General features: G+C 70.3%; 14 protein-coding genes. 9 read left to right on the top strand and 5 right to left on the bottom strand.

Features of this window, described 5'->3' with window-relative positions; translation table 11 throughout:
- Positions 1-579: 579 nt before the first annotated feature.
- Complete coding sequence (locus ACFZBU_RS01865) at positions 580-1,977, top strand: erythromycin esterase family protein (RefSeq protein WP_391581466.1); 1,398 nt, start codon at positions 580-582, stop codon at positions 1,975-1,977.
- 282 nt (positions 1,978-2,259) lie between these two features.
- Here ACFZBU_RS01865 and ACFZBU_RS01870 read toward each other — a convergent pair whose 3' ends face one another.
- The 3 genes from ACFZBU_RS01870 to ACFZBU_RS01880 form a co-directional block, all read right to left on the bottom strand.
- Complete coding sequence (locus ACFZBU_RS01870; RefSeq protein ID WP_391581467.1) at positions 2,260-3,075, bottom strand: aspartate/glutamate racemase family protein; 816 nt, start codon at positions 3,073-3,075, stop codon at positions 2,260-2,262.
- Positions 3,072-4,109 (bottom strand): P1 family peptidase, encoded by a 1,038-nt coding sequence (locus ACFZBU_RS01875; protein WP_391581468.1) that lies wholly within the window; start codon positions 4,107-4,109, stop codon positions 3,072-3,074. Before ACFZBU_RS01875 ends, ACFZBU_RS01870 begins: the two co-directional genes overlap by 4 nt.
- A gap of 131 nt (positions 4,110-4,240) precedes the next feature.
- Positions 4,241-4,906, bottom strand: a complete 666-nt coding sequence (locus ACFZBU_RS01880) for a DUF4389 domain-containing protein (protein ID WP_391581469.1) — start codon at positions 4,904-4,906, stop codon at positions 4,241-4,243.
- Between the two features lie 399 nt (positions 4,907-5,305).
- On the opposite strand from ACFZBU_RS01880, the gene ACFZBU_RS01885 reads away from it, so the two are divergent.
- Both ACFZBU_RS01885 and ACFZBU_RS01890 read left to right on the top strand, forming a co-directional pair.
- The gene (locus ACFZBU_RS01885) at positions 5,306-6,727 is read left to right on the top strand and encodes a serine hydrolase domain-containing protein (RefSeq protein WP_391581470.1); all 1,422 of its coding nucleotides are present in this window, start codon (positions 5,306-5,308) and stop codon (positions 6,725-6,727) included.
- A gap of 684 nt (positions 6,728-7,411) precedes the next feature.
- Positions 7,412-7,582: a DUF5670 family protein gene (locus ACFZBU_RS01890; protein WP_020554947.1), complete on the top strand. Its 171-nt coding sequence runs from the start codon at positions 7,412-7,414 to the stop codon at positions 7,580-7,582.
- 426 nt (positions 7,583-8,008) lie between these two features.
- Here the strand turns inward: ACFZBU_RS01890 and ACFZBU_RS01895 are convergent, their stop codons facing one another.
- On the bottom strand, positions 8,009-8,431 hold the full coding sequence (locus ACFZBU_RS01895; RefSeq protein ID WP_391581471.1) for an ATP-binding protein: 423 nt from the start codon (positions 8,429-8,431) through the stop codon (positions 8,009-8,011).
- 282 nt (positions 8,432-8,713) lie between these two features.
- Positions 8,714-9,391, bottom strand: coding sequence for an FMN-dependent NADH-azoreductase (locus ACFZBU_RS01900; protein WP_391581472.1), 678 nt, complete (start codon positions 9,389-9,391; stop codon positions 8,714-8,716).
- A 267-nt stretch (positions 9,392-9,658) separates the two neighbouring features.
- Between ACFZBU_RS01900 and ACFZBU_RS01905 the strand changes: the two genes are divergently transcribed.
- The 6 genes from ACFZBU_RS01905 to kynU all read left to right on the top strand — a co-directional run bounded on the left by ACFZBU_RS01905 (position 9,659) and on the right by kynU (position 21,433).
- Positions 9,659-10,540 carry a sigma-70 family RNA polymerase sigma factor gene (locus ACFZBU_RS01905; RefSeq protein ID WP_391581473.1) on the top strand — a complete coding sequence of 294 codons (882 nt, stop codon included), beginning with the start codon at positions 9,659-9,661 and terminating at the stop codon, positions 10,538-10,540.
- 534 nt (positions 10,541-11,074) lie between these two features.
- The gene (locus tag ACFZBU_RS01910; protein WP_391581474.1) at positions 11,075-11,605 is read left to right on the top strand and encodes a hypothetical protein; all 531 of its coding nucleotides are present in this window, start codon (positions 11,075-11,077) and stop codon (positions 11,603-11,605) included.
- Between the two features lie 793 nt (positions 11,606-12,398).
- Positions 12,399-16,175, top strand: coding sequence for a Pls/PosA family non-ribosomal peptide synthetase (locus ACFZBU_RS01915; protein ID WP_391581475.1), 3,777 nt, complete (start codon positions 12,399-12,401; stop codon positions 16,173-16,175).
- Positions 16,163-17,575, top strand: a complete 1,413-nt coding sequence (locus tag ACFZBU_RS01920; protein ID WP_391581476.1) for a M1 family metallopeptidase — start codon at positions 16,163-16,165, stop codon at positions 17,573-17,575. Before ACFZBU_RS01915 ends, ACFZBU_RS01920 begins: the two co-directional genes overlap by 13 nt.
- A 593-nt stretch (positions 17,576-18,168) precedes the next feature.
- Positions 18,169-20,223: a BTAD domain-containing putative transcriptional regulator gene (locus tag ACFZBU_RS01925; protein WP_391581477.1), complete on the top strand. Its 2,055-nt coding sequence runs from the start codon at positions 18,169-18,171 to the stop codon at positions 20,221-20,223.
- Complete coding sequence (gene kynU, locus ACFZBU_RS01930; protein WP_391581478.1) at positions 20,198-21,433, top strand: kynureninase; 1,236 nt, start codon at positions 20,198-20,200, stop codon at positions 21,431-21,433. The genes ACFZBU_RS01925 and kynU overlap by 26 nt, the downstream gene beginning before the upstream one ends.
- Positions 21,434-21,498 lie beyond the last annotated feature (65 nt).

Below are 21,498 nucleotides of genomic sequence, written 5' to 3' on the forward strand. Positions count from 1 at the left end.
GTACGGCCCCCCGACCATGCTCCTGCCCCGACGATCAACGCGAAGGTAAACACTCGTCCGCAGCTCGGAGCGGCGGCTGGGGAGTGCTTCGACTGACATCCACTTTCGACATCAACGAGTGCGGATGACTGCGGTCCGCACCGGATCTGTGCGTCCAACGAGGCTCTGGCGGGCCGCCGTTCGGGCAGCTTCTCGCTCCCCAAGATCGACCTTACAAAGCAGGGGTCGACAGTTCGAGTCTGTCTGTGCCCACCGGACCTGATGTACGGCTCAGAACACAAAAGAGGCGGCTGACCTGCGGATTCCCGCAGGCCGGCCGCCTCTTCGCCGTACCTGGTGACTGCTCTCATGTGCTGCCCTGTGCCGTCCGTGGCGGGGGGAGGGCGGCGCCGGGTGGCCTGCCCCCCGGTGGCCGTCGTCGCCTGCGGTTCTCCGGATCGTGTGGGTACTGGGGGGTGTCGCATCGGGTGGTACCGGAGTCCTGGGCCTCGCGAACGAGGCGCCGAGCGTGGTTGGTTGCCTAGCGTCTGAGTCATGGGATCACACTTTTTGCACCCGTCCGGGAATACCGACATTCCGGTGGCCACTCGCCGGTGCGGGCCGAGGTCGGGGCGGCTGAGCCGAATCCTGCTTCCGGTCCTGCCGTTGTTGTGCCTGGCGGCAACCGTCTCGGGGACGCCCGCTCAGGCCGCGCCGGCCTCTTCGGCGGTGTCCGCCGACTCCTCCTCGTCGCAGGAGGATCCCGCGCGCGCCTTGGCGCGCACCGCGCACCCGCTGGGCAGCACCGTCCCGGGCGGCTCCGACGCGGACCTGCGGGCGTTCGACACGATGATCCGCGGCGCGGACGTGGTCGGCGTGGGCGAGGCCACGCACGGGTCGAGCGAGTTCTACACCGTCAAACACCGCCTCTTCCGGCACCTGGTGGAGCGCCAAGGCTTCCGGAGCTTCGTCCTGGAGATCCAGTGGAGCGCCGGGGTGCGCCTGGGCGAGTGGGTCCGCCATGGCAGGGGCGACCTGGACACGATCATGGACGAGGAGTTCCAGGCCGGCGGCAGCCTGTGGAACACCACCGAGACCCGGGACCTGTTCCGGTGGATACGAGCCTGGAACCTGCGCCACCCCCAGAGCCCCGTCCGTGTCGCCGGGGACGGCCCCGAGTTCGTCGGGCCCGCCCTGTTCGACACGGTTACGTCCTACGTCGCCCGCACCCGCCCCGACCTGCTGTCCGAGGTCCGACGGCTGTACCGCGAGTCCCGACCCACGGCCTCCATGGAGGAAACCTTCAACGCGCGCCTGGCCCTGCCCCTCGCCGACCGCACACGCATGCGCGAGGACACCCGGCGCGTTCTGTCCCTCTTGGAGCACCGTTCCGCGGGCGTCCCCGCCAAGGAACACGACCTCATGCTCCAACACGCCCGGGCCATCGCCCAGAACGCCACCCTCTTCGGGTTCGACATCGCCAACGACGCCGCCGCCGCGTTGACATACCGCGACCAGGTCATGGCCGACAACACCGCTTGGTGGCAGCGGCACACCGGCACCAAGGTGTTCCTCTCCGCCCACAATTCCCACATCGCCGGCGAGAGCGCGGTACCCGAGAACCAGCCGAAGACACAGGGGCAATTCCTGCGCGAACGGCTCGGAACACGCTACGTCAACGCCGGGTTCACCTTCGGCCAAGGATCCTTCAACGCCATCGACCCCGCCGCCTCCGGCACGACCTGGCGCCGCGTCGACGTCGGCCCCACCGGCGAGGGCAGCGGGGAGAACACCCTGGAGAAGGTGTCCGGACACGATTGGTACCTCGACACGCGCACCGCGGCCCCCGGTACCGCCCGCAACTGGCTCACCGCCTCCCACCCCATCCGGAACATCGGTGCCTCCTGGCCCGTCGACGCGTACGAGAACACCCGGCTGCGTGCCACCTACGACATCGTGATCCATCTCCATGACATCAGCGCCTCGCACCGGCGCTGATCCACTCCGCCGGACACCGCGACCCATCGTCGCCCCGTTCACTACCGCGGCCCGAAACGGAATGGTTTCGGGCCGCGGCCCGGTGCCGTCGCCCACGCCGAGCAGCTCCGGATCGGGGACCGTGCCCGTCCGCGACGCCGGTCTCCGTCGGCGAGTCCGTCGAGGCCGCAGGCACAGGCAGGTGTGCATCCCGACAGCTTCCGCTGTCGGCGCCGGCGCGTCGTCGCGATCGGCGGCACCGACGTCTACGACGGTGAGACGCGTTTCGCCGCCATGCCGCGTCTACGCCCCCAGTTCTCGACTTGAGGACCCCGCGTCGGGCGGACGGACGGTGACGCGTGGGGAAGCGCGCAGATATGTCAGTGCGTGGTCCACCAGGGCGGCCGTCGAGTCGACGATCGACAGGATCGCCTGGGCTTGGGCCATCACCAGCGGAATCTCCGTACAGGCGGCGACCGCCACCTCGGCTCCGTCGTCGCACAGCTCGCGGGCCGCCTCGGCGATCGCACGTGACGCCCGATCGAGGTCGCCTCCGCTCTTCACGGCGCTGATGGCCGCGTCCACGAGCCGTTCCTGGGTATCCGGACGTACCTGAAGGATGTCCAACCCCAGCCGCTTTCCCGCTTGCTCGTACAAGCGGGCCGCACGAGTCCCGCGCGTGGCCAGGACACCGACACGTCGCACGTCGGGCCGCACCGTGTGACAGGACCGCAACGCGGCGGTGATCATGTCGAGGATGACGACATCGGTGTGTTCACCCAATTCGCGCACGTACGCGTGGGCCGTGTTGCACGGGATCGCCACGCACGTGACCTCGGCCTGTTCCAGCCAGCGCAGGCCGGCGAGCATCGCCGGGACCGGGGAGGGTCCTCGGCCCAGGAGCGCCCGGGTGCGGTCCGGCACGGACGGGTCGGCCCAGATGGCGACCGGAAGGTGATCCTGGTCGCTGTGCGCGGGGGTGCTTTCGATCAGACAGCGGTAGAAGTGCGCCGTCGCCAAGGGGCCCATGCCGCCCAGGATTCCCAGCCGGGGCGACGGCGCCGAGGCGAAAACGGTGGCGGGGGCGGAGGCGCGGCCGGGAACGGTGGGGGCGTTCATGCCAGGGCTCGGCGGACGGCCGCGTGGGGCAGGGCGAACGCCTCGCGCCCGGAGGGTGTGCGCACGGTGCCGGCCGCCAGGAGGGCGTCCAGGACGGCTTCCTCGACGGCGTCCATGGTCGCGGCGAAGGCCGTGTCCACGAGCGCCGGGGCCAGGGATTGGGTGTCGCGCGTGGTCGAGAACGCGAGTCCGTAGTCGCCGCTGCCGTGAGCGAACGCCGCGCCGACCCGGCCGAGAGCGAACACGCCGCGGCCTGCGATCCGGGTCAGGTCGCGAGCGGAGCACGGCAGATCGGTGGCGACCACCACGACACACGAACCCTCCTCGGTGACGGGTCCGGCGGTGGGCAGGCCCAGACAGGACGGCGTCACGAGCCCTCCGGGGAGCCGCAGTTCCCCGGACATGTTGGCTTGGACGAGGACCCCCACCGTCGCGTCACCCGCAGGTGTGGGAAGGCGGCGGGACGCGGTCCCGATGCCCGCTTTGAAGCCGAGCGCGCACGCGCCTGTTCCCCCGCCGACGCTGCCCTGGGCCACGGGGCCCGGCGATGCCGCGTCGAGCGCGGCGTGCACGTGGTCCGTGGTCAGTGGGCGCGGGCGCGTGTGGGAGAGCCAGGAGTCGTTGATCTCGCCCACGACCGGATTCAGCGAGGTCGGCGGAGTTTTCGCCCGGCCCAGGATCCAGGTGAGCAGGGCGTCGGCCGCACGGAACGTGGACATGGTGGACGTCAACAGAATCGGTGTCTCCACCTCGCCCAGTTCCATTACCTGGGTGGCGCCGACGAACTTGCCGTACCCGTTGCCGACAAAGAGCCCGGCCCGCAACGAGGCATGTGTCGTCAACGCGTCGGGGACGACCGCCGTGACTCCCGAGTACAGGCCGACGGTGTCGTCCCACAGGGTCGTGTGGCCCACGCGCACACCACCGACGTCGGTGATCGCGTTGAGTGGCCCGGTCGGCCAGCGGCCCACCGCGTGGCCGAAATCCCGGACCCGTGATCGCGCTGGGTTCGAGCCCGCGACGAGGTCGTTCATCGGCCGGGTCCCATTGCTTGATCCGATCGCGTGCACATGGCCAATACTGTCCGTCACGCCGAACAGGCGCCGCACCGTCGCGCCGAACGAAAGATGCCGCCCTCGTCCGTGGCCGGACACATGCAGCCGTTTCACTCGTGGTGGGGGTCCGGTTCGGGTTGCGGTTTCGGTTGGGGTTCTGCGCCGCCTGGATCCAGGCGGAACGGGGGGTACCTGTCGGTCATGAGGGCCTCGTAGGCGACCACGCGCAGCACCCAACGGTCGAGGCCGATCACCAACGCGTAGATGCCCCTGGGATAGCGGCCGGTGAACAACAACGCGATGCCCGCGAACAGAACCAGCGCGGGGATGAGCCCGCCCCAACGCCACGCACCGGCGGTGAAGATCCCGACCAGGACGAGCTGTGGAAGGACCAGCAGCCACCACTTGACCAACACCAGCCCACGCGAAAGGCGTTGGAGGTAGACGATGTCGAATCGCGCCGGGTAGTCGGGGTGTTCGGCGAGGGTGAAAGGCGGATAGCGATCGGTGCCCAGCCCGCCGTACCCGTAGTACCAAACGCGCCAGGTCCAACGCAGGACACCGACGTTGAAGTCGAACAGCGGGCGTGGATATCGGGCGGTGATCAGGATCGCGAAGAACGCCACGATACTGACCGCGAAAAAGGCGATCCACAGGAAGAACAGCACGATCGCGTGCGGGATCAGCAGGAGCCACTTCACCACCCACAGCCAGCGGGACGGTTCCGCTTCGAGCCTGGCTTCCAGCCGGACGGGCTGGGTCATTGCGGCGTACATGTGACCTCCTCGACGGCGGATACGCTCCGCGCCCCTCGATCCCCGGCTTTCGCAACCTTTCCGCGTCGCTGCCTCGCCCCCGCGTCGACCGGGAGCCGCCGATCGCCTTCTCAGCCCGTCGGGGGCCGGGGGCGACTCCTGGGTTCGGTCGTCACCTCCTGCGCCCCCGTCCTTCCATGATCCTGCGGGGCGGCACAGAGCGCAGGAGATGAGGATGCGGAGCACGGGCATGCGGACGGCCCCGGCAGCCGGTCGGCAGTCGGCAGTCGGCAGTCGGCAGTTCAGGCTGTACGGACGGCGTCCCTTCGGATGTTGTCGGAAATCTCCAAGACCGTGATTGGCCGGTGATGACAACGTGCGCACGTCCTCCGTCTCTCCTCCGCATCAGGGAGGCGCGCCATGCGCCGCACGTACGTCACCCGTCTCCGCAGACCCGGTCCGCTGCGCCGCGGCATGGTCGCCGCCGCTGCCTGCGCTGCCGTGCTCGTCGCGACCACCGGGGCGCCGGTCCAGGCCACCACCCCGTCCGGTGGTGACCACCAGCGTGTGCTCGACGCGATGCGCCTGATCACCAACGATGTGAGCACAGGGCACGGCTCCGACCAGATCCCCGGCATGATCGTCCGCACCGAGGTCGACGGCGTGCAGTGGACCGGCTCGGTGGACAACCACGCGGCGCCGGCCACCCGTCAGGTCGACGCCAAGTTCCGGGCGGCGAGCAACACCAAGATGTTCACCGCCGTCGTGATCATGCAGCTGGTGCACGAGCAGAAGCTCAAGCTCACCGACGACGTGTACAGCCTTCTCGGGCCGATCCTGAACGCCAACGGCCGCCAGGGTTGCCGGCTGTTCGGCCCCTGCTTCGCCCCCTCGACCGACCCGGCGAAGCAGATCACCGTGCAGAACCTGCTCAACATGAGCAGCGGCGTGGCGGACTACCTGTCCGACCTGTCCTTCCAGGCGAACGCGGCCGTTACGTTCCCGAATACGTCGTACCCGAACCCGGCCGACCTGGTGGCCGAAGGTGCGGTCAACGGCCCGCAGTTCGCGCCCGGCAAGGGCATGGAGTACTCCAACACCAACTATGCGCTGCTCGGCCTGATCATCGCGGCCAAGACGAACATGTCGTGGGAGGACGCACTCACCGAGCGCGTCATCAACCGCATCGGCCTGACCGACACGACGCTGCCGCGCAACGGTGACCCGGTCCTGCCCGCGCCGCACGACGCGCACTGGACCAACTTCCTGAAGCAGCGAATCGGCGGCGTCTGGCTGGGCCGGCCGGCCGGGGACCAGAACGTGACCTACACCTACGGCACCGGCGCGGTCGTCTCGACCACCGGCGACCTGCTGAAGTTCATGAAGGCGCTGCTGACCACGGAGACGCTGCTGCCGTCCACCTTCCGCGACCGGATGATCGCGGAGGCGAGCTTCAACACCAACCCGGCGGGCATCAAGGTGCCCGAACTCGGCTGCGCGCGCACCGACCGCTGGCAGGAGTGCATCCCGAACCCGGCCCTGAGCAACGTGCAGTCGCCGAACGACGCCACCGCGCCCACCAATTGGTACGCCGATCCCAGCTGGAAGATCGGCATCGCCGAGTACGGCCTGGGCATCACCAAGCGCACGCTGACCTGCGGCGACGGCAGTAAGCAGGTGCTGTACGGGCACAACGGCGGGCTGCCCGGCTCCAAGACGTACACGTACTCCAACGCCGATGCGACGCACATGATCTCGTGGAACCAGAGCGGTGACTGGGAGATGTGGGAGCTGTACAACCAGTACGGCGTGCTGGCCGCGGAGTTCTGCCCGGCTGCGTAGCGGATCGGTGCGTCGTCACCGGGAGTTCGGTGAGGCAATTCGGTAGGCAGTTCGATAAGGCACTCGGTATGGCAGTTCGGTAAGGCAATTCGGCAAGGATGGGTGGTCAGGCAAGGCCAGACCAGGCAAGGCAGGGCCAGGCAAGGCGGCGGTCGCGCGGGTGATCTGCCCGCACGGTCGCCGTCGACGTGCTGTTCGGCGGTACGACGGCTGACGGTCTTGAATGGGTAATGGGGGTTTCGCGACAGCGGCGGACCGCGTATTTGCGTCGGTGATTGGATCCACGCCATCCCGGTCGGTGAGGAGATTGGCCGCTGAACGCTTCGGGCGGGCGGTCGTACAACTATCGAAGCGCGTTGGTGCCGTGGGCTTTCCTGCTTGGAAAGCAGGGCTTCTCGGGCGGCCGGGAGGCGGCGGCGCGGGTGACCGCGTCGGTGACAGTGGGCGGGTCGAGTGCTCGGTTCGCGCGATGCGGGTCCGATCCTGCAGGATGCCCGCGCCCGTGGGTCGGCGGCGCGGAGCCCGGGGGTGGGGGCTGGGGTAGGCGATGCGTTCGTCGCAGCCGCGACGATCTCGCGTCCATGAACGGCGACGACTTCTTTCCGGAAATGCCGTCGGTAAACGGTCGTGTTTCGAGGCATGTACTCGAAAGGGCGGGGCACACGTGGGGTGGAGGTAAAAACAATGATTCCGCTGCTGGTTGTCCTGCTTCTTGCCCTGATTCTTTTCGGTGCCGGTTTCGCACTGAAAGCACTGTGGTGGATTGCTGTCATCGTGCTGATCGTCTGGGCGCTCGGCTTCGTCTTCCGCTCGGCCGGTAGTGGCGGTGGTCGTGGCCGCTGGTACCGCTGGTAGAAATACCGAACGACGGCGGCACGTTACGTGACGAGGCCGTGGCTCGACCCGGAAAAGCGGGTCAGGCCACGGCCTCTTTGCCTTCCGGTTTGCCTTCCGCTTTAGACTTCCGGGTGGGCTTTCAGGTTTCGTCGGCAGGGCTTTCGTTGCGGGAAAGGACCGCCGGGCTGCACGCCGTGTGGGCGGAGGAGGCGACTTGAGGTTTCGGAAGTCTCCGAGGTCTCCGGGGTCTCGGAGATCACGGATGACCTCGAGCCCCCAGGTGCGGGTCGCCGCGCATCGATCGTGGGGGCGCGTCACCCAGGCGTCGGTTTCACCGGCTGCACCGGCCGGGGCGGACTTGCGTCAACCCTGCGGAGTCGCAGGGTCGTTCGTTCCCGGACTCCGTGGTGAGTCACGGGGATCGGTGTGCGCCACCCGCATCCGTCACGCGGTGCCGTGAGGGTTGGGGTGGCCGGGCGGGTGGAAGCAGGCGCTGACGGCCTTGCCGTGTCTGCTCGAGCACATGTGCAACTCGTCGGCGACGGCGTCGACGATGGTCAACCCGCGACCGGACGGCGTCGTCGTGTCGGTCTCCTGCGGCATGGGGGTGCCCGGGCCGCTGTCGCTGACGTAGACGTTCAGGCATCGGTTGTCCCATGCCAGCACCAGTTGCGCCGTGCTGTGGGCATGAACGTGGGCGTTCGTGATCAACTCCGAGACGGTCAGGATGACATCGTCCACGGTCTCGCTCGCTTCCTTGGTCCATTCCAAGGACGCGAGATGGTTTCGGGCCCAGCGCCTCCCGGCCTCGACTCCGCCACTGACCGGGAAGGCTTTCGCCCACCCCACTGCTCGTATGTCGGCCATGGAATCCTCTCCGTTCCTCCCGCCCCTGCCGAGAGCGCCTACCCTCCTGCGCGCGGATCACCCGGTCGGGTCGGGGTCGCTTTCGGAGTTACCGCCCCGTCTCTTCTCCGTGCCCCGCGGAGTCCCGATGAGCCGCGTACGGCTCGTAGTTCTCGACTGCGGCGCGCAACTTACCCTTGCCTTCGAGGTCTGGAGGTCTGATGGGGCATCAGCAGTGCGGCGGAGCGATTCGCGACATTCGCCTCGGGGCGGTCTGTGGGTAACAGGCCGTTGGTTCGTCGGTCAGGCGGCTGTGGGTGTCCGCGGTTTCGGGGCGGCGCGGAGGCGTTCGGCGATGGTGCGGGCCTGATCGGTCGCCCTGTCCCGGGCCTCGGCGAGGAGTCGGTGGGCGAGCGGCCTGAGTTCGGCCATCGCCGGGTTGACGTCGGCCGCGGTGAGTTCGGCCCTGACGGTGACCACGTCCAGGCCCCAGACGTCGGCGAGCATGCGGTGCATGTACGGCGTGGCGTGGTCCCAGCCGGCGCGTGGGGTCCCGGGGGCATAGCCGCCGCCCCGGGCCTCGACCAGCACCGCCGGCCGGTCCGGCAGGATTTGCCGACCGACGTCGGCGGCTCGCGGGTCGGTGATGATCAGGTCGATCCAGTGCTTGACCTGCTGTGGGACGCCGAAGTTGTAGATCGGCACGGCGAGCAGAAACGCATCACAGGCGAGCAATTCGTCGGTGAGTTCGGCGGCGAACGCGGTCGCGGCGCGCTGTTCGTCGGTCCGGGCATGTTCCTCGGTGGCCCGGCTCGCCTCGGCGACGGGCCAGATCGCCGGTAGCGGCCGACGGCCCAGGTCGCGGCGGACGAACTCGGCGTCCGGGTGGACGCGAGCCCACTCGGCCTCGACGAGGTCGGCGAGGCTGCGGCTGACCGAGTCCTCGATTCGGATGCTGGAGTCGAGGCGGAAGAACTTCATCGGGCTTCTCCTTGGTACGGATCGGACGACGGTGGCGCCGATCGGGCAGCACGGGGTGCGGCGCGGACCGTTTCGGTGCCGCCGGTGCGGGTTGGGCGGGGTGGTGGGCCGCGGCGATGCGGGCCGGACGGGCACGGCCCGGGTGGGTGCGATGCGGCGACGGTAAAGTCGTGGGTTGGCCCCTGGTTTTTCGTTGTCCCCCTGCGGTCGGCGTCGTGCGGAGTGGTTCGTCTCCCCTTTGACTGATGCCTGACGGAAAAGGTGACCATGAACGGACACGAGGGCTTGGCGACGCGTTTCGAGGCGCACCGTGACCACCTGCGCGGGGTCGCCTACCGGATGCTCGGCTCGCTGGACGATGCGGACGACGCCGTACAGGCCGCCTGGCTGCGGGTCGACCGGGCGGGTGTGGACGGAGTCGAGAACCTGGCCGGGTGGTTGACCACCGTGGTCGCGCGGGTGTGCCTGGACATGTTGCGGATCCGGCGGACCCGGGGCGAGGAATCCCTGACGTCGATCCCGGACGCGGTGCTGGAACGGTCGGGCGGGATCGAACCCGAGCAGGAGGCGGTGTTGGCCGAGTCCGTGGGCCAGGCCCTGTTGGTGGTGCTGGACCGGCTCACCCCCGCCGAGCGGGTCGCCTTCGTACTGCACGACCTGTTCGCCGTCCCGTTCGCCGAAATCGCCCCGGTTGTGGGGCGGTCGTCGGTGACGAGCAAGAAGTTGGCCAGCCGGGCGCGGCAGCGCGTACGCGGGGTGGCGACCGTCGACGGAGCCGACCTCGCCGAACACTACGGCGTGGTCGACGCGTTCCTGGCGGCCGCGCGTGGGGGCGACCTGGACACCCTGCTTCGGGTGCTGGCGCCGGATGTGGTCCGGCAGGTGGATCGGTTCGCGGTGCCGGACGGGGCCGACCACGACGTGCGGGGTGCGCGGGCGGTGGCCGAGGAGACCCGAGTGTTCGCACACCGGGCCAGGGTGGGCGAGGTGGCCCTGGTGGACGGCAGGCCGGGCATCGTGATCGCCCCGAGCGGACGGCTCTTCGCGGCGCTACGGCTGACCATCGAGGCCGGGCGGATCACCCGGATCGAGGTGATCGCAGACCCGACACGCCTGACGGGTCTCCCCCTGGCGGCGCGGCGGCCGTGAGCCGGGATGGGCCGACGGGGTGTGTGGCGGGTCTGAGCCACGGTGGGGCCGGCCGGGGCATGACGCCGCAGCCGATGCGGCCGGCCCGAACCGAGGCGGGGCCGGCGGGCGTGAGACCGCAGGCGGTGCGGCGTTCCTGCGTGGGGATGGGACCGGCGACGATGGCAGCCCGGCCGGTGTGCCCGGGGGAGCGGACGTCGGTGGTCGGTGGCGAGCCGCCGGCCGGGCTGGTCGGCGCGGTCGATCCGGCCTCCGGTCGGCGCCGTGTCCAGGGTGCGGCCGACGCGGCCTTCGGCCGGTGCGCCGACGCGTTCGGCCATGCCCTCGCCGTAGGCGTCATCTGGGCGCCGAATTCCGGGGCGGCGGACCGAGTCGGTCCGGCGGTGGGGATCACCCGGATGGGCCGTGGCGGATATTTCGTGAAGTACGTGGTGGCGGTGGGGGCGACAGTCGGCTCATGCTTGATCGCCGGCGTCGGCGCCCGGGGGCAAGGCCCGGGGCCGGGAGCCCGGCAGACCTTGAGGGGGGTCTGGGGTGGTGGTCAGTGAGCTGGTGCGTGCAGAACTGCGACGCGTCGATTGGGCGTCGCTGAAGTGTGGCTGCGGTGCTTCTGCCGAGCATGTGCCCCTTCTCATCGAGGCGATCATCACTGCCGAGACCCCCCGGGACATGATCGGATACACCCTCGACGGTCACGTCGAGGAAAGCACGATCATCTTCGAGTGCACTCCGCCGGCGGTCGGCGTGATCATGGCCGCGCTGGCGGGCGATCTTTCGACACTGGCCCGAGGTGTGCTGCTGCAGACGTTGTCGTTCGTGGCCGCCGGTTCCGGTGACGATGGGCCGACCGGGGGAGGAGCGGGTCCGGGCGACGCATGCGGGCACCACGCTCGTGAGGGGTTCTGGAGGCTCGTCGAGATCGGGCTCACGGGAACTGCGGAGGACGCCGAAACGGTGGCCGACATCTGTGCGTACTTCGGGCTGGGCGGCGACAAAGCCGCGTTCTATCAGGCCGAGCTTCGCGCGCGTGTGCGCGCGAAGACCAAGCGCGGGCGACGCGTCTGATGCTGTGAAGATCGTGTGGTCGGGCGAGGGCGAGGGTTCGAACCCGCCGCATTGTGTACCAACCGGCGGGAGGTCACTCTCGGCATCGATTCCCTTGCAGCGGGCCGCAGGCTGAGGACGTGCATCACCCGTCCCGGGTGGCAGGCCGAGAACACGCTCCGATCGCGCTGGGCGCATGTGCCGAGGGGCGGCGGCGGGGACGGGGGCCGTGCGGCCCGGGAGGGCTTCATCCGTCCGGCGGAGTCGGTTGGGCGGGGTGGTCGGGACGGGCTTACGGTGTTGTGTGGGTCACAGGAGTGAGTGGTGGTGTCTACGGCGGGTTCTGGGCTGACGGTGCGTCAAGAGGCTTGGTTTCAGGGGTTCGTGGGATCTGACTGGTCGTCAATTCATATATGACGATGCGTCAGATCCCTTTGCCGTAAAGGCAGTTGATTGCATCGTGGGTCGTCGTTGCATGTCGAAGCGAGCTACTGTCGGTCGGGTTGCCACGCTCCAGAAGCGACCCGGCCGGCCAGGGACCGGGGACGCGACACCTCCCCGGGAGCCTTCCAAGCGGGCCGTAGCGGGGACCAGGGATGATGAGGACCTCATGGCCATCGCGCTACCAGTACGAGCCTCGGACGATCCGTCCGGCACAGGCACAGGCACAGGCACAGGCACGGAAACAAGAAGCACCGGCACGGAAAAAAGCACCGGCGAAAGCACCGGCCCCGGCCCCGGCACAGTCACCGCAACGACCACCCCGGCCCCCGCCGTCTACCCCGGGCGCCCCGCCCCCGCGCCGCGCACCCTCGTGGACATCCTGGACGCCACCGTCCGGAACCACCCGAACGAGCCCGCCCTCGACGACGGCCGGCGGACGCTGACGTATCGCGCCCTGGCCGCCGAGGTGGAGGCGCTGCGCCGCCGGCTGGCCGATGCCGGGGTCGGCGTCGGGGACCGGGTCGGCATCCGGGTGCCGTCGGGCAGCAACGACCTGTACATCGCCATCCTCGCCGTGCTGGCCGCCGGCGCCGCCTACGTCCCGGTGGATGCCGAGGACCCCGACGAGCGGGCCGACCTGGTGTTCGGCGAGGCCGGCGTATGCGCCGTGCTCGGTGCCGAGCGCGCGTTGCGGGTCACCCGGGACGGCGCGCCCGTGGCGCCCGGCCGACCCGGCCCCGGCGACGACGCCTGGATCATCTTCACGTCCGGCTCCACCGGCAAGCCCAAGGGCGTCGCGGTGACCCACCGCAACGCGGCCGCCTTCGTGGACGCCGAGGCAGGCCTGTTCCTCCGGGAGGAGCCGCTCGGCCCCGGCGACCGGGTGATGGCGGGCCTGTCGGTGGCCTTCGACGCGTCCTGCGAGGAGATGTGGCTGGCCTGGCGGTACGGCGCCTGCCTGGTCACCGTGCCCCGCTCGCGGGTGCGCTCCGGCGCCGACCTGGGGCCGTGGCTGGCCGAGCAGGAGATCACCGTGGTCTCCACGGTGCCCACGCTCGCCGCGCTGTGGCCGACCGAGGCGCTCTTGGACGTACGGCTGCTGATCTTCGGCGGCGAGGCCTGCCCGCCCGAGCTGGTGGAGCGCGTGGTCGCCGAGGGCCGCGAGGTGTGGAACACGTACGGCCCGACCGAGGCGACCGTGGTCGCCTGTGGCTCGCTGCTCACCGGCGAGGGCCCGGTCCGGATCGGCTTGCCCCTGGACGGCTGGGAACTGGCCGTGGTCGACCCCGACGGTCGGCCCGTCGCGATGGGCGGGACCGGCGAGCTGGTGATCGGCGGCGTCGGCTTGGCCCGCTACCTGGACCCGGCCAAGGACGCGGAGAAGTACGCGCCGCTGGAGTCGATGGGTTGGGACCGCGCCTACCGCAGCGGCGACGTGGTGCGCGCCGACGCCGACGGCCTGGTCTTCGTCGGCCGCGGCGACGAGCAGATCAAGCTCGGCGGCCGGCGGATCGAACTCGGCGAGATCGACGCGGCGCTGCAGGCCCTGCCCGGCGTGGTGGGGGCCGCCGCCGCGGTGCGCACCGTCAAGGGCGGCAATCAGCTCCTGGTCGGCTACCTGGTGACCGGCGAGGGCTGGGACCGCGAGGAGGCGGTTTGCCGGTTGCGGGCCGAGCTGCCCGCGGCCCTGGTGCCCCGGCTCGCCCCGGTGGCCGACCTGCCCACCCGTACCTCCGGCAAGGTCGACCGGGACGCGCTGCCGTGGCCGCTCGCGGACGCGGAGGACGCCGGGCCCACCGAGCAGCTCTACGGCACCGAGGCCTGGCTCGCCGAGCAGTGGACCGACGTGCTCGGCATCGCTCCGGAGACCGCGCAGGACGACTTCTTCGCGATCGGCGGCAACAGCCTGGCCGCGGCCCGACTGACCACGCTGCTGCGCGAGCGCTACCCGGCCGCCGCGGTCGCGGACATCTACCAGCAGCCCACGCTGCGCAAACTGGCCCGGCGCCTGGAGCGCTCGGCCCAGGACGCGGGCGCGGTGCGCAAGGTGGCGCCCACGCCCACCCGGGCGCGGATCGCCCAGTTGTTCCTGCTGGTCCCGCTGTTCACCCTGATCGGGCTGCGCTGGACGGTCGGCCTGCTCGCGCTGGGCAACGTCGCCGCGTGGTTCGGCGACTACCCGTGGGCGCCGACCGCCTCGTGGTGGTGGGTCGCGGCCGGCTGGGCCGCGCTGTTCAGCCCGCCCGGCCGGGTGGCGATCGCCGCGGGCGGCGCCCGGTTGTTGCTGCGCGGGGTGCGTCCGGGCACCCATCCGCGCGGTGGCGGCGTGCACATCCGGCTGTGGGCGGCCGAACAACTGGCCGACGCCAGTGGCGCGACCGCGCTGTCCGGCGCCTGGTTGCTGCGCTATGCCCGCGCGCTCGGCGCCAAGGTCGGCCAGGACGTCGACCTGCACACCCTGCCGCCGGTCACCGGCCTGCTCAAGCTCGGCCGAGGCTGCGCGGTGGAGGCCGAGGTGGACCTGTCCGGCCACTGGCTGGACGGCGACCGGCTGGAGATCGGCGCGATAAAGGTCGGCGCGGGCGCGATCGTGGGCACTCGCAGCACGCTCTTCCCCGGCGCTCGGATCGGCCGCTCCGCCGAGGTGGCGGCCGGTTCGGCGGTGACCGGCAACGTGCCGCCGAGTCGCCGCTGGGGCGGGGTGCCGGCGGTTCGACTCGGCAAGGTCGATCGGGGCCGGTTCGGCGCGCGTCCGCCGCGCAGCAGGCGCTGGGCGGTGCTGTACGGCGCGAGCGGGTTGTTGCCGACCCTCTTGCCGGTCCTGGCCGTGTTGCCGGTACTGCCGATCCTGGGCGCGTTCGTGCGGCCCGGCGAGGGCCTCGGCGCGGCGCTCACCGGCGCCATGCTCGCGCTGGTGCCGGCGGTGGCCGCGTTCGCGCTGGTCTATGCGCTGTCGATCGTGCTTTTGGTGCGAGTGCTCAGCCTGGGCCTGCGGCCGGGCTATTACCCGCTGCACGGGCGGATCGGCTGGCAGGCGTGGACCGTCACCCAGCTGATGGACCTGGCCCGGGACAAGCTGTTCCCGCTGTACGCGAGTCTGTTCACGCCGGTGTGGCTGCGTGCGCTCGGGATGAAGGTGGGCAAGGGCGTCGAGGCCTCCACCGTGCTGGCGCTGCCGAGTCTGACCACGGTCGGCGACGGCGCGTTCCTGGCCGACGACACGCTGATCGCCTCCTACGAACTCGGCGGCGGGTGGATTCGGATCGGCGAGGCCCGGATCGGCGAGCGGGCCTTCCTGGGCAATTCGGGGATGACCGCGCCGGGCCGCTCGGTGCCCGCTCGCGGCCTGGTCGGCGTGTTGTCCGCGACGCCGAAGAAGACCAAGAAGGGCGGCTCGTATCTGGGCATGCCGCCGATGCGGCTGCCGCGCTCGGCGGACGTCGCGGACCAGGGCCTGACCTTCGACCCGCCCGCCCGGCTGCGCTGGGCCCGCGGCCTGGTCGAGCTGTGTCGCGCGGTGCCGGTGCTGTGCTCGGCGGCGCTGGCCCTGCTCACCCTGGCCGCACTGGCCTGGCTGGGCGCGCACTCGCTGCTCCTGGCCGCGCTGCTGTCCGGCGCGGTCCTGCTCGGCTGCGGTGTGCTCGCGTGTGTCGTGTCGATCGCGGCCAAGTGGATCCTGGTCGGCCGGTTCGAGCCGGTCGAGCACCCGCTGTGGAGCGGCTTCGTGTGGCGCAACGAACTCGCCGACACCTTCGTCGAGGTGCTGGCCGTGCCGTGGCTGATCGGCCGGGTGCCCGGTACGTCGGTGCTGAACGTGTGGCTGCGCGGGCTCGGGGCATCCATCGGCCGTGGCGTGTGGTGCGAGAGCTACTGGTTGCCGGAGGCGGACCTGGTCACCCTGGAGGATGCGGTGAGCGTGGGGCACGGCTGCGTGCTCCAGACGCATCTCTTCCACGACCGGATCATGCGGATGGATACTGTGATCCTTCGCGAGGGCGCCACCCTGGGCCCGCGCGGGATCGTGCTGCCGGGCAGCACGATCGGGGCACGCAGCACGCTGGGTCCCGCCTCGCTGGTGATGCGTGGCGAGACGGTCCCGGAGGACACCGGCTGGCTGGGCAATCCGATCGAGGCATGGCGACGGTAATGCGTTTCGAGGCGGCGTCGCGCGACACGGCCCGTCCCGCGACGGTGGGCGCGACGGGGACGGAGCACGAAACGGTGATCGACCAGGGGCCGCGCTCGGTCGCGGGGGAGGCGTACTTCGCCACGCACGGTGATCCGCGCTATCGCGTGCATCGCTACGAGCTGGCCCTGGACTACCGCCCCGGCCCCAATCGGCTGGCCGGCACCGCCCGGATCGGCGCGGTCGCCGGCGATCGACCGCTCCAGGAAGTCGTGCTCGACCTGGGCGAGTTCCGGATCGGCCGGGTGCTGGTGGACGGCCGCCAGGTGCGCTACGCGCACCGCGCGGGCAAGCTGCGGGTGCGGCCGGGGGCGACGATCCGTGCGCGGGCCGCGTTCACCGTCGAGGTGCACTACGTCGGCAATCCCAAGCCGGTGCGCAGCCCGTGGGGCGGGGTGGGCTGGGAGGAGTTGACCGACGGCTCGCTGGTGGCCGGTCAGCCGATCGGGGCGCCGTCCTGGTACCCGTGCAACGACCGGCCCGACGACAAGGCGGCGTACCAGATCTCGGTCACCGCGCCGTCGGCGTACACCGTGGCGGTCAGCGGCGGGCTGCTCACCCGCAGCACCCGGGGCAGCACCTCCACGTGGGTCTACGAGCAGCCCGCGCCCACCGCGAGCTATCTGGTCAGCGTCTCGATCGGCCGCTACGACACGATCGGGCCGCTGGAACCGCACGCGCGGGTGCCGCAGTTCGCGCACGTGCCGGCCCGGCTGCTGCCGCGCTTCCTGGTCGATTTCGCCCGGCAACCGGAGATGATGACGCTCTTCGAGGAGTTGTTCGGACCGTACCCGTTCGGCGAGTACACCGTGGTGGTCACCGACGACGACCTCGACATCCCGATCGAGGCCCAGGGGCTGGCCACCTTCGGGGCGAACCACGTGGACGGCGAGCGCGGTTTCGAACGGCTGGTCGCGCACGAGTTGGCGCACCAGTGGTTCGGCAACAGCGTCGGACTCGCGGACTGGCGGCACATCTGGCTCAACGAGGGCTTCGCGCGCTACGCGGAGTGGTTGTGGGCCGAGCGCTCCGGCGGGCACACGGCCGCCGCGCAGGCCGCCGTCGAGTACTCCCGACTGGGCGGCTTGCCGCAGGACCTGTTGCTCGGTTCGCCGCGGCCGAAGCTGATCTTCGACGACCGGATCTACGCCCGCGGCGCGTTGACCGTGCACGCGGTGCGGTGTGCGTTGGGCGACTCGGCGTTCTTCGCGATGTTGCGCGCGTGGACCACGTCGCACCGGCACGGCGTGGTGACCACCGAGGATTTCACCGCGCACGCGCAACGTCATGCGCCCATGCCGCTGGGGCCGCTGTTCGACGGGTGGCTGTACCGCGAGGAGTTGCCGCCGGTGCCGGTTTGACCGGCTTCGGACAGGACTCGGGCGGTGGCTCCGGTCGATCCGCCGGCCGGGCCGGCGCGGAGCCGGTCGAGGCTGCCCGAAGTCCACGGGATCAGGCCGGAACTCCCGTTGACGGATGGGAATTTCCCGTTTCCGGGGAGAAGTTCGGCGTCCCCGCGGGGGAATTCCACCCTGCGTCGGGTGCATGGTTTGCCGTGCTTTGCGGTCGATTGTCTTCTACTCCCATTTTGACGGGGAAACCGCGAGGCGTCCGGGTGCTATCCGTCTCCGGAGTCGGCGGCCGTGTCGAAATCGGTCAGACGGCGAATAACGACTGGTGCGCAGAGAGTCTCGTCCTTACCGTGCCAAGCTGCTGACGCTGGCAGTCTGCGGGGAGGCTAGGCATGCTTGATCTCTCGAAGAATTCTTACGAGACGACGGGGACGATCTCGCACAGCACGATGGGTGACCCCGAGGATCGGATGGAAATTCGCATCCTCGGGCCGGTGACGATGTACAGGGGGGGAATCGAGACATCTTTCGACGGAACCAAACCCAGCACCGCCTTGGCGGGCTTGCTCCTGGCCCACGGGACGGTGTTGTCCGACGCTCGGATGAGTAGCAACCTGTGGGGCGATCGACCGCCCGCCACCGCGAGTTCGCAGATCTATACGTACATCTCGCGGCTGCGCAAACTGCTCGGGCCGGCCGGTACCTACATCGTGCGGCGCCAACCCGGCTACGCACTGAGCCTGGGCTCGGCCCGGTTCGACCACGAGGAGTTCGAACGCCTCAGCCGGATGGGCCACACGGCCTTGACGAACCGGCGGTTCGAGGAGGCCTCACGACACCTGGCGGCGGCGTTACGGCTGTGGCGCGGTCCGGCTCTGGCCAACGTGACCGAGTTCCTGGCCGCCAACGACGGTCCGTGGCTCGAGGAGGCGCGCATGCGGGCGCTGGAGGCTCGGATCGAGGCCGACATCGAACTCGGCCTGCATGCGCGACTGGTGCCCGAGCTGACCGCGCTGGTGGAGAGCCACCCGGTGCGCGAGCGCATGCGTACCTATCTGATGACCGCGCTGTACCGCTGTGATCGACAGGCCGACGCACTGGAGATCTACCAGCAGGGCCGGCACGTGTTGGCCGAGCAACTCGGGGTGGATCCGGGACACGCGATGAACACCGTCTTCCAGGGCATCCTGGAGGGAGATCCCGTGCTCGCGCGCTCGACGACCGGGGCGGGTCCACGGGCGGTCACCACCAACGCGTGGAGTCGGGTGCGACCGGCCATGCTGCCGCCCGATGTCGCCGACTTCACCGGCCGGCACAGCGAACTCGAGGTGATCGAGACCTTGTTGCGGGCGGGGACCACGGGCCCCGCGGGCCCCGAGGCGCCGGGGGTGTCGGTTCGCGCACAGAGGCCGACCTGCGCACTCGGGAGCCCGGTGGCGATCACCGGGATGGCCGGCATCGGCAAGACCGCACTGGCGATGCGGGCCGCCTACCGGTGCCTGGACGTCTTCCCCGATGGTCAACTCCAAGTGGATCTCGGTGGTCTCGACGAGCGACCCAAGGATCCGGGGCAGGTTCTTGCCTGGTTTTTACGCGCGTTGAATACCGACGAGTCGGCGATCCCCGATTCGATCGAGGAACGCATCCAGCTCTACCGCAGCAGGCTCGCCGGTCGGCGGATGCTGATCCTGCTCGACAACGCGCGCGACGAGAGCCAGATACGACCGCTGCTGCCGGGCGCCGCCGGGTGCCGGGTACTGATCACCAGTCGGTGCTCGCCGACCGCCCTGGATGGAGTCAGCCTGATCGAACCGGGCCCGCTGTCCGTGCAGGAGGGGCTGGAACTGCTGTCCCGGGTGGCGGGGGAGGCCCGGATCCAGGCCGAGCGCGAGATGGCCCGACGGCTGGTCGAGCTGTGCGGCGGTCTGCCGCTCGCGGTTCGGATCGCGGCCGTTCGTCTGCACGCCAGGCCGCACTGGCAGGTGGCCTCGCTCGTGGTCCGGATGGCCGCGGCGCGCGGCCACCTCGACGAACTGCGCACCTCCGACCTGGACGTCCGGTTCGGTATCCAGCAGAGCTATCGCGGGCTCGAACCGCGGGTGCGCCGGGCGTTGTGCCTGCTCACCCAACTGGACGTGCCGGACTTCCCGTTGTGGGCCGCCGCCGAGATCCTGCGGATGCCCCACGAGGAGGTCGAGGACGTACTGGAGGCGCTGGTGGACGCGCGACTGTTGTCCTTCGTCGCCGGCGCGGGCGGGACCACCACGCGCTATCGGCTGCACCGCCTGGTGCGCATCTTCGGTCGTGAGGCGGCCGGCATCGAGGCTTCCGCGGCACCGGAATTCGCGGTCGTCCTGGACCGGGCGTTGAACGCCTGGGTGCGTCGGGGGCACGAGGCGCAAGCCGCACCCGTGCGGGACGGCGAGCGCTGGTTGGAGGACGAGAAGAGCGCCCTGGTCGCCCTGTTCCGACAGGTTCGAGGGGCCGGAAAGTCCTCCAGTGCCTGGGAGTTGGGCCAGAGCGTGGCTCGCTTCCTGGATCGCTGCGCGTACCCGGACGAGCGGGTGGTCCCGCTCGGTCCGGCACTCGGCACGGCTCGCATCGCACCTCGGAATCGACGGAGGTCGGCACATGCCCACGACTCGCACCGACGCTGAACGACTGGACGCAGACGACGTGTTGGCCGGCTTCCGGGAGCGGTTCACGCTGCCGCCGGGGCTGATCTACCTGGACGGCAATTCGCTCGGCCCGCTGCCGACCTCGGTCGCTCCCGCCGTGCACGACGCGATCCACCGACAATGGCGCGAGAATCTGGTGCGCTCGTGGGTGGACTGGATGGAACTGCCCACCCGGGTGGGCGATCGGATCGGGGCCTTGCTGGGGGTCGGTCCGGGGCAGGTCGCGGTGGGCGACTCGACCTCGGTGCAGTTGTTCAACGCGCTGGTGGGGGCGGCCCGACTGCGGCCGGGCCGGCAGGTGTTGTTGACCGATCCACGACACTTCCCCACCGACCGCTACATGGCCGACTCGGCGGCGAGGCTGCTCGGCCTGCGGGTGGTCGAGGTGCCTGCGGAGGAGGCGGCCGAGTGGTTGGCCCGAGACGGCCGGGACGTGGCGGTGGCGGCCTACCCGGTGGTGGACTACCGCACCGGTGAACTGTGGGACGTCGCGGGCATCACCGCGGCGGCGCACGGGGTCGGCGCGGTCGTCCTGTGGGACGTCTGTCACGCAGTGGGCGTGCTGCCGCTCGACCTGGAGCGCCACGACGTCGACATGGCGGTGGGCTGTACCTACAAGTACCTGTCCGGCGGCCCCGGTTCGCCGGCCTTCGTGTACGTCGCGGAGCGCCACCACCAAGCCTTGGACCTGCCGCTGGCCGGCTGGCTCGGACACGCCACCCCGTTCGCCACCGGCGGCCCGTATGTGCCGGCCGCCGGCATCGGCCGGGCCGTCGTCGGGACACCCGCGATCCTGTCGCTGGTCGCCCTGGACGCCGCGCTGGACGTCTATCGGGACGTGTCGGTCGAGCAGGTGCGCGCCAAGAGCCTTTCGCTCACCGCGTTCTTCGTCCGCTGTGTGGACGAACTACCGGACGAACCGCGCTTCGAGGTGGTCACCCCGCGCGCGGCCGAACGCCGCGGTTCACACGTCTCGTTGCGGCACGAGCACGCCTACGGGATGATCCGTGCCCTGATGCCGGAGGGCGTCGTCGCGGACAGCCGGCCGCCGGACCTGCTCCGCTTCGGATTTCACCCGCTATATGTCTCGCATCAAGACGTCCAGGAAAGTGTCGAACGGTTGCGGTGGGTTACCGAAACCAAGCAGTACACCGATCCGCGATTCGCCCGAACGAGTGCTTTCGGTTAGCAAATGGTCTCGTCGGCGAGCGGTCGCGTAAGGGTCCGGGACGGTTCATAGGAAAAATATAGAGC

Origin of the sequence: Embleya sp. NPDC008237 (assembly GCF_042956465.1) — a bacterium.
Lineage (GTDB): Bacteria > Actinomycetota > Actinomycetes > Streptomycetales > Streptomycetaceae > Embleya.

What these genes read in the sequence shown, in the direction of transcription:
- ACFZBU_RS01905 (WP_391581473.1), top strand. Translation starts at nt 9,659, where the DNA reads ATGAACGGACACGAGGGCTTGGCGACGCGTTTCGAGGCGCACCGTGAC.
- ACFZBU_RS01900 (WP_391581472.1), bottom strand. Translation starts at nt 9,391, where the DNA reads ATGAAGTTCTTCCGCCTCGACTCCAGCATCCGAATCGAGGACTCGGTC.
- ACFZBU_RS01875 (WP_391581468.1), bottom strand. Translation starts at nt 4,109, where the DNA reads ATGAACGACCTCGTCGCGGGCTCGAACCCAGCGCGATCACGGGTCCGG.
- ACFZBU_RS01870 (WP_391581467.1), bottom strand. Translation starts at nt 3,075, where the DNA reads ATGAACGCCCCCACCGTTCCCGGCCGCGCCTCCGCCCCCGCCACCGTT.
- ACFZBU_RS01920 (WP_391581476.1), top strand. Translation starts at nt 16,163, where the DNA reads ATGGCGACGGTAATGCGTTTCGAGGCGGCGTCGCGCGACACGGCCCGT.
- ACFZBU_RS01895 (WP_391581471.1), bottom strand. Translation starts at nt 8,431, where the DNA reads ATGGCCGACATACGAGCAGTGGGGTGGGCGAAAGCCTTCCCGGTCAGT.
- ACFZBU_RS01880 (WP_391581469.1), bottom strand. Translation starts at nt 4,906, where the DNA reads ATGTACGCCGCAATGACCCAGCCCGTCCGGCTGGAAGCCAGGCTCGAA.
- ACFZBU_RS01925 (WP_391581477.1), top strand. Translation starts at nt 18,169, where the DNA reads ATGAGTAGCAACCTGTGGGGCGATCGACCGCCCGCCACCGCGAGTTCG.
- ACFZBU_RS01890 (WP_020554947.1), top strand. Translation starts at nt 7,412, where the DNA reads ATGATTCCGCTGCTGGTTGTCCTGCTTCTTGCCCTGATTCTTTTCGGT.
- ACFZBU_RS01885 (WP_391581470.1), top strand. Translation starts at nt 5,306, where the DNA reads ATGCGCCGCACGTACGTCACCCGTCTCCGCAGACCCGGTCCGCTGCGC.
- kynU (WP_391581478.1), top strand. Translation starts at nt 20,198, where the DNA reads ATGCCCACGACTCGCACCGACGCTGAACGACTGGACGCAGACGACGTG.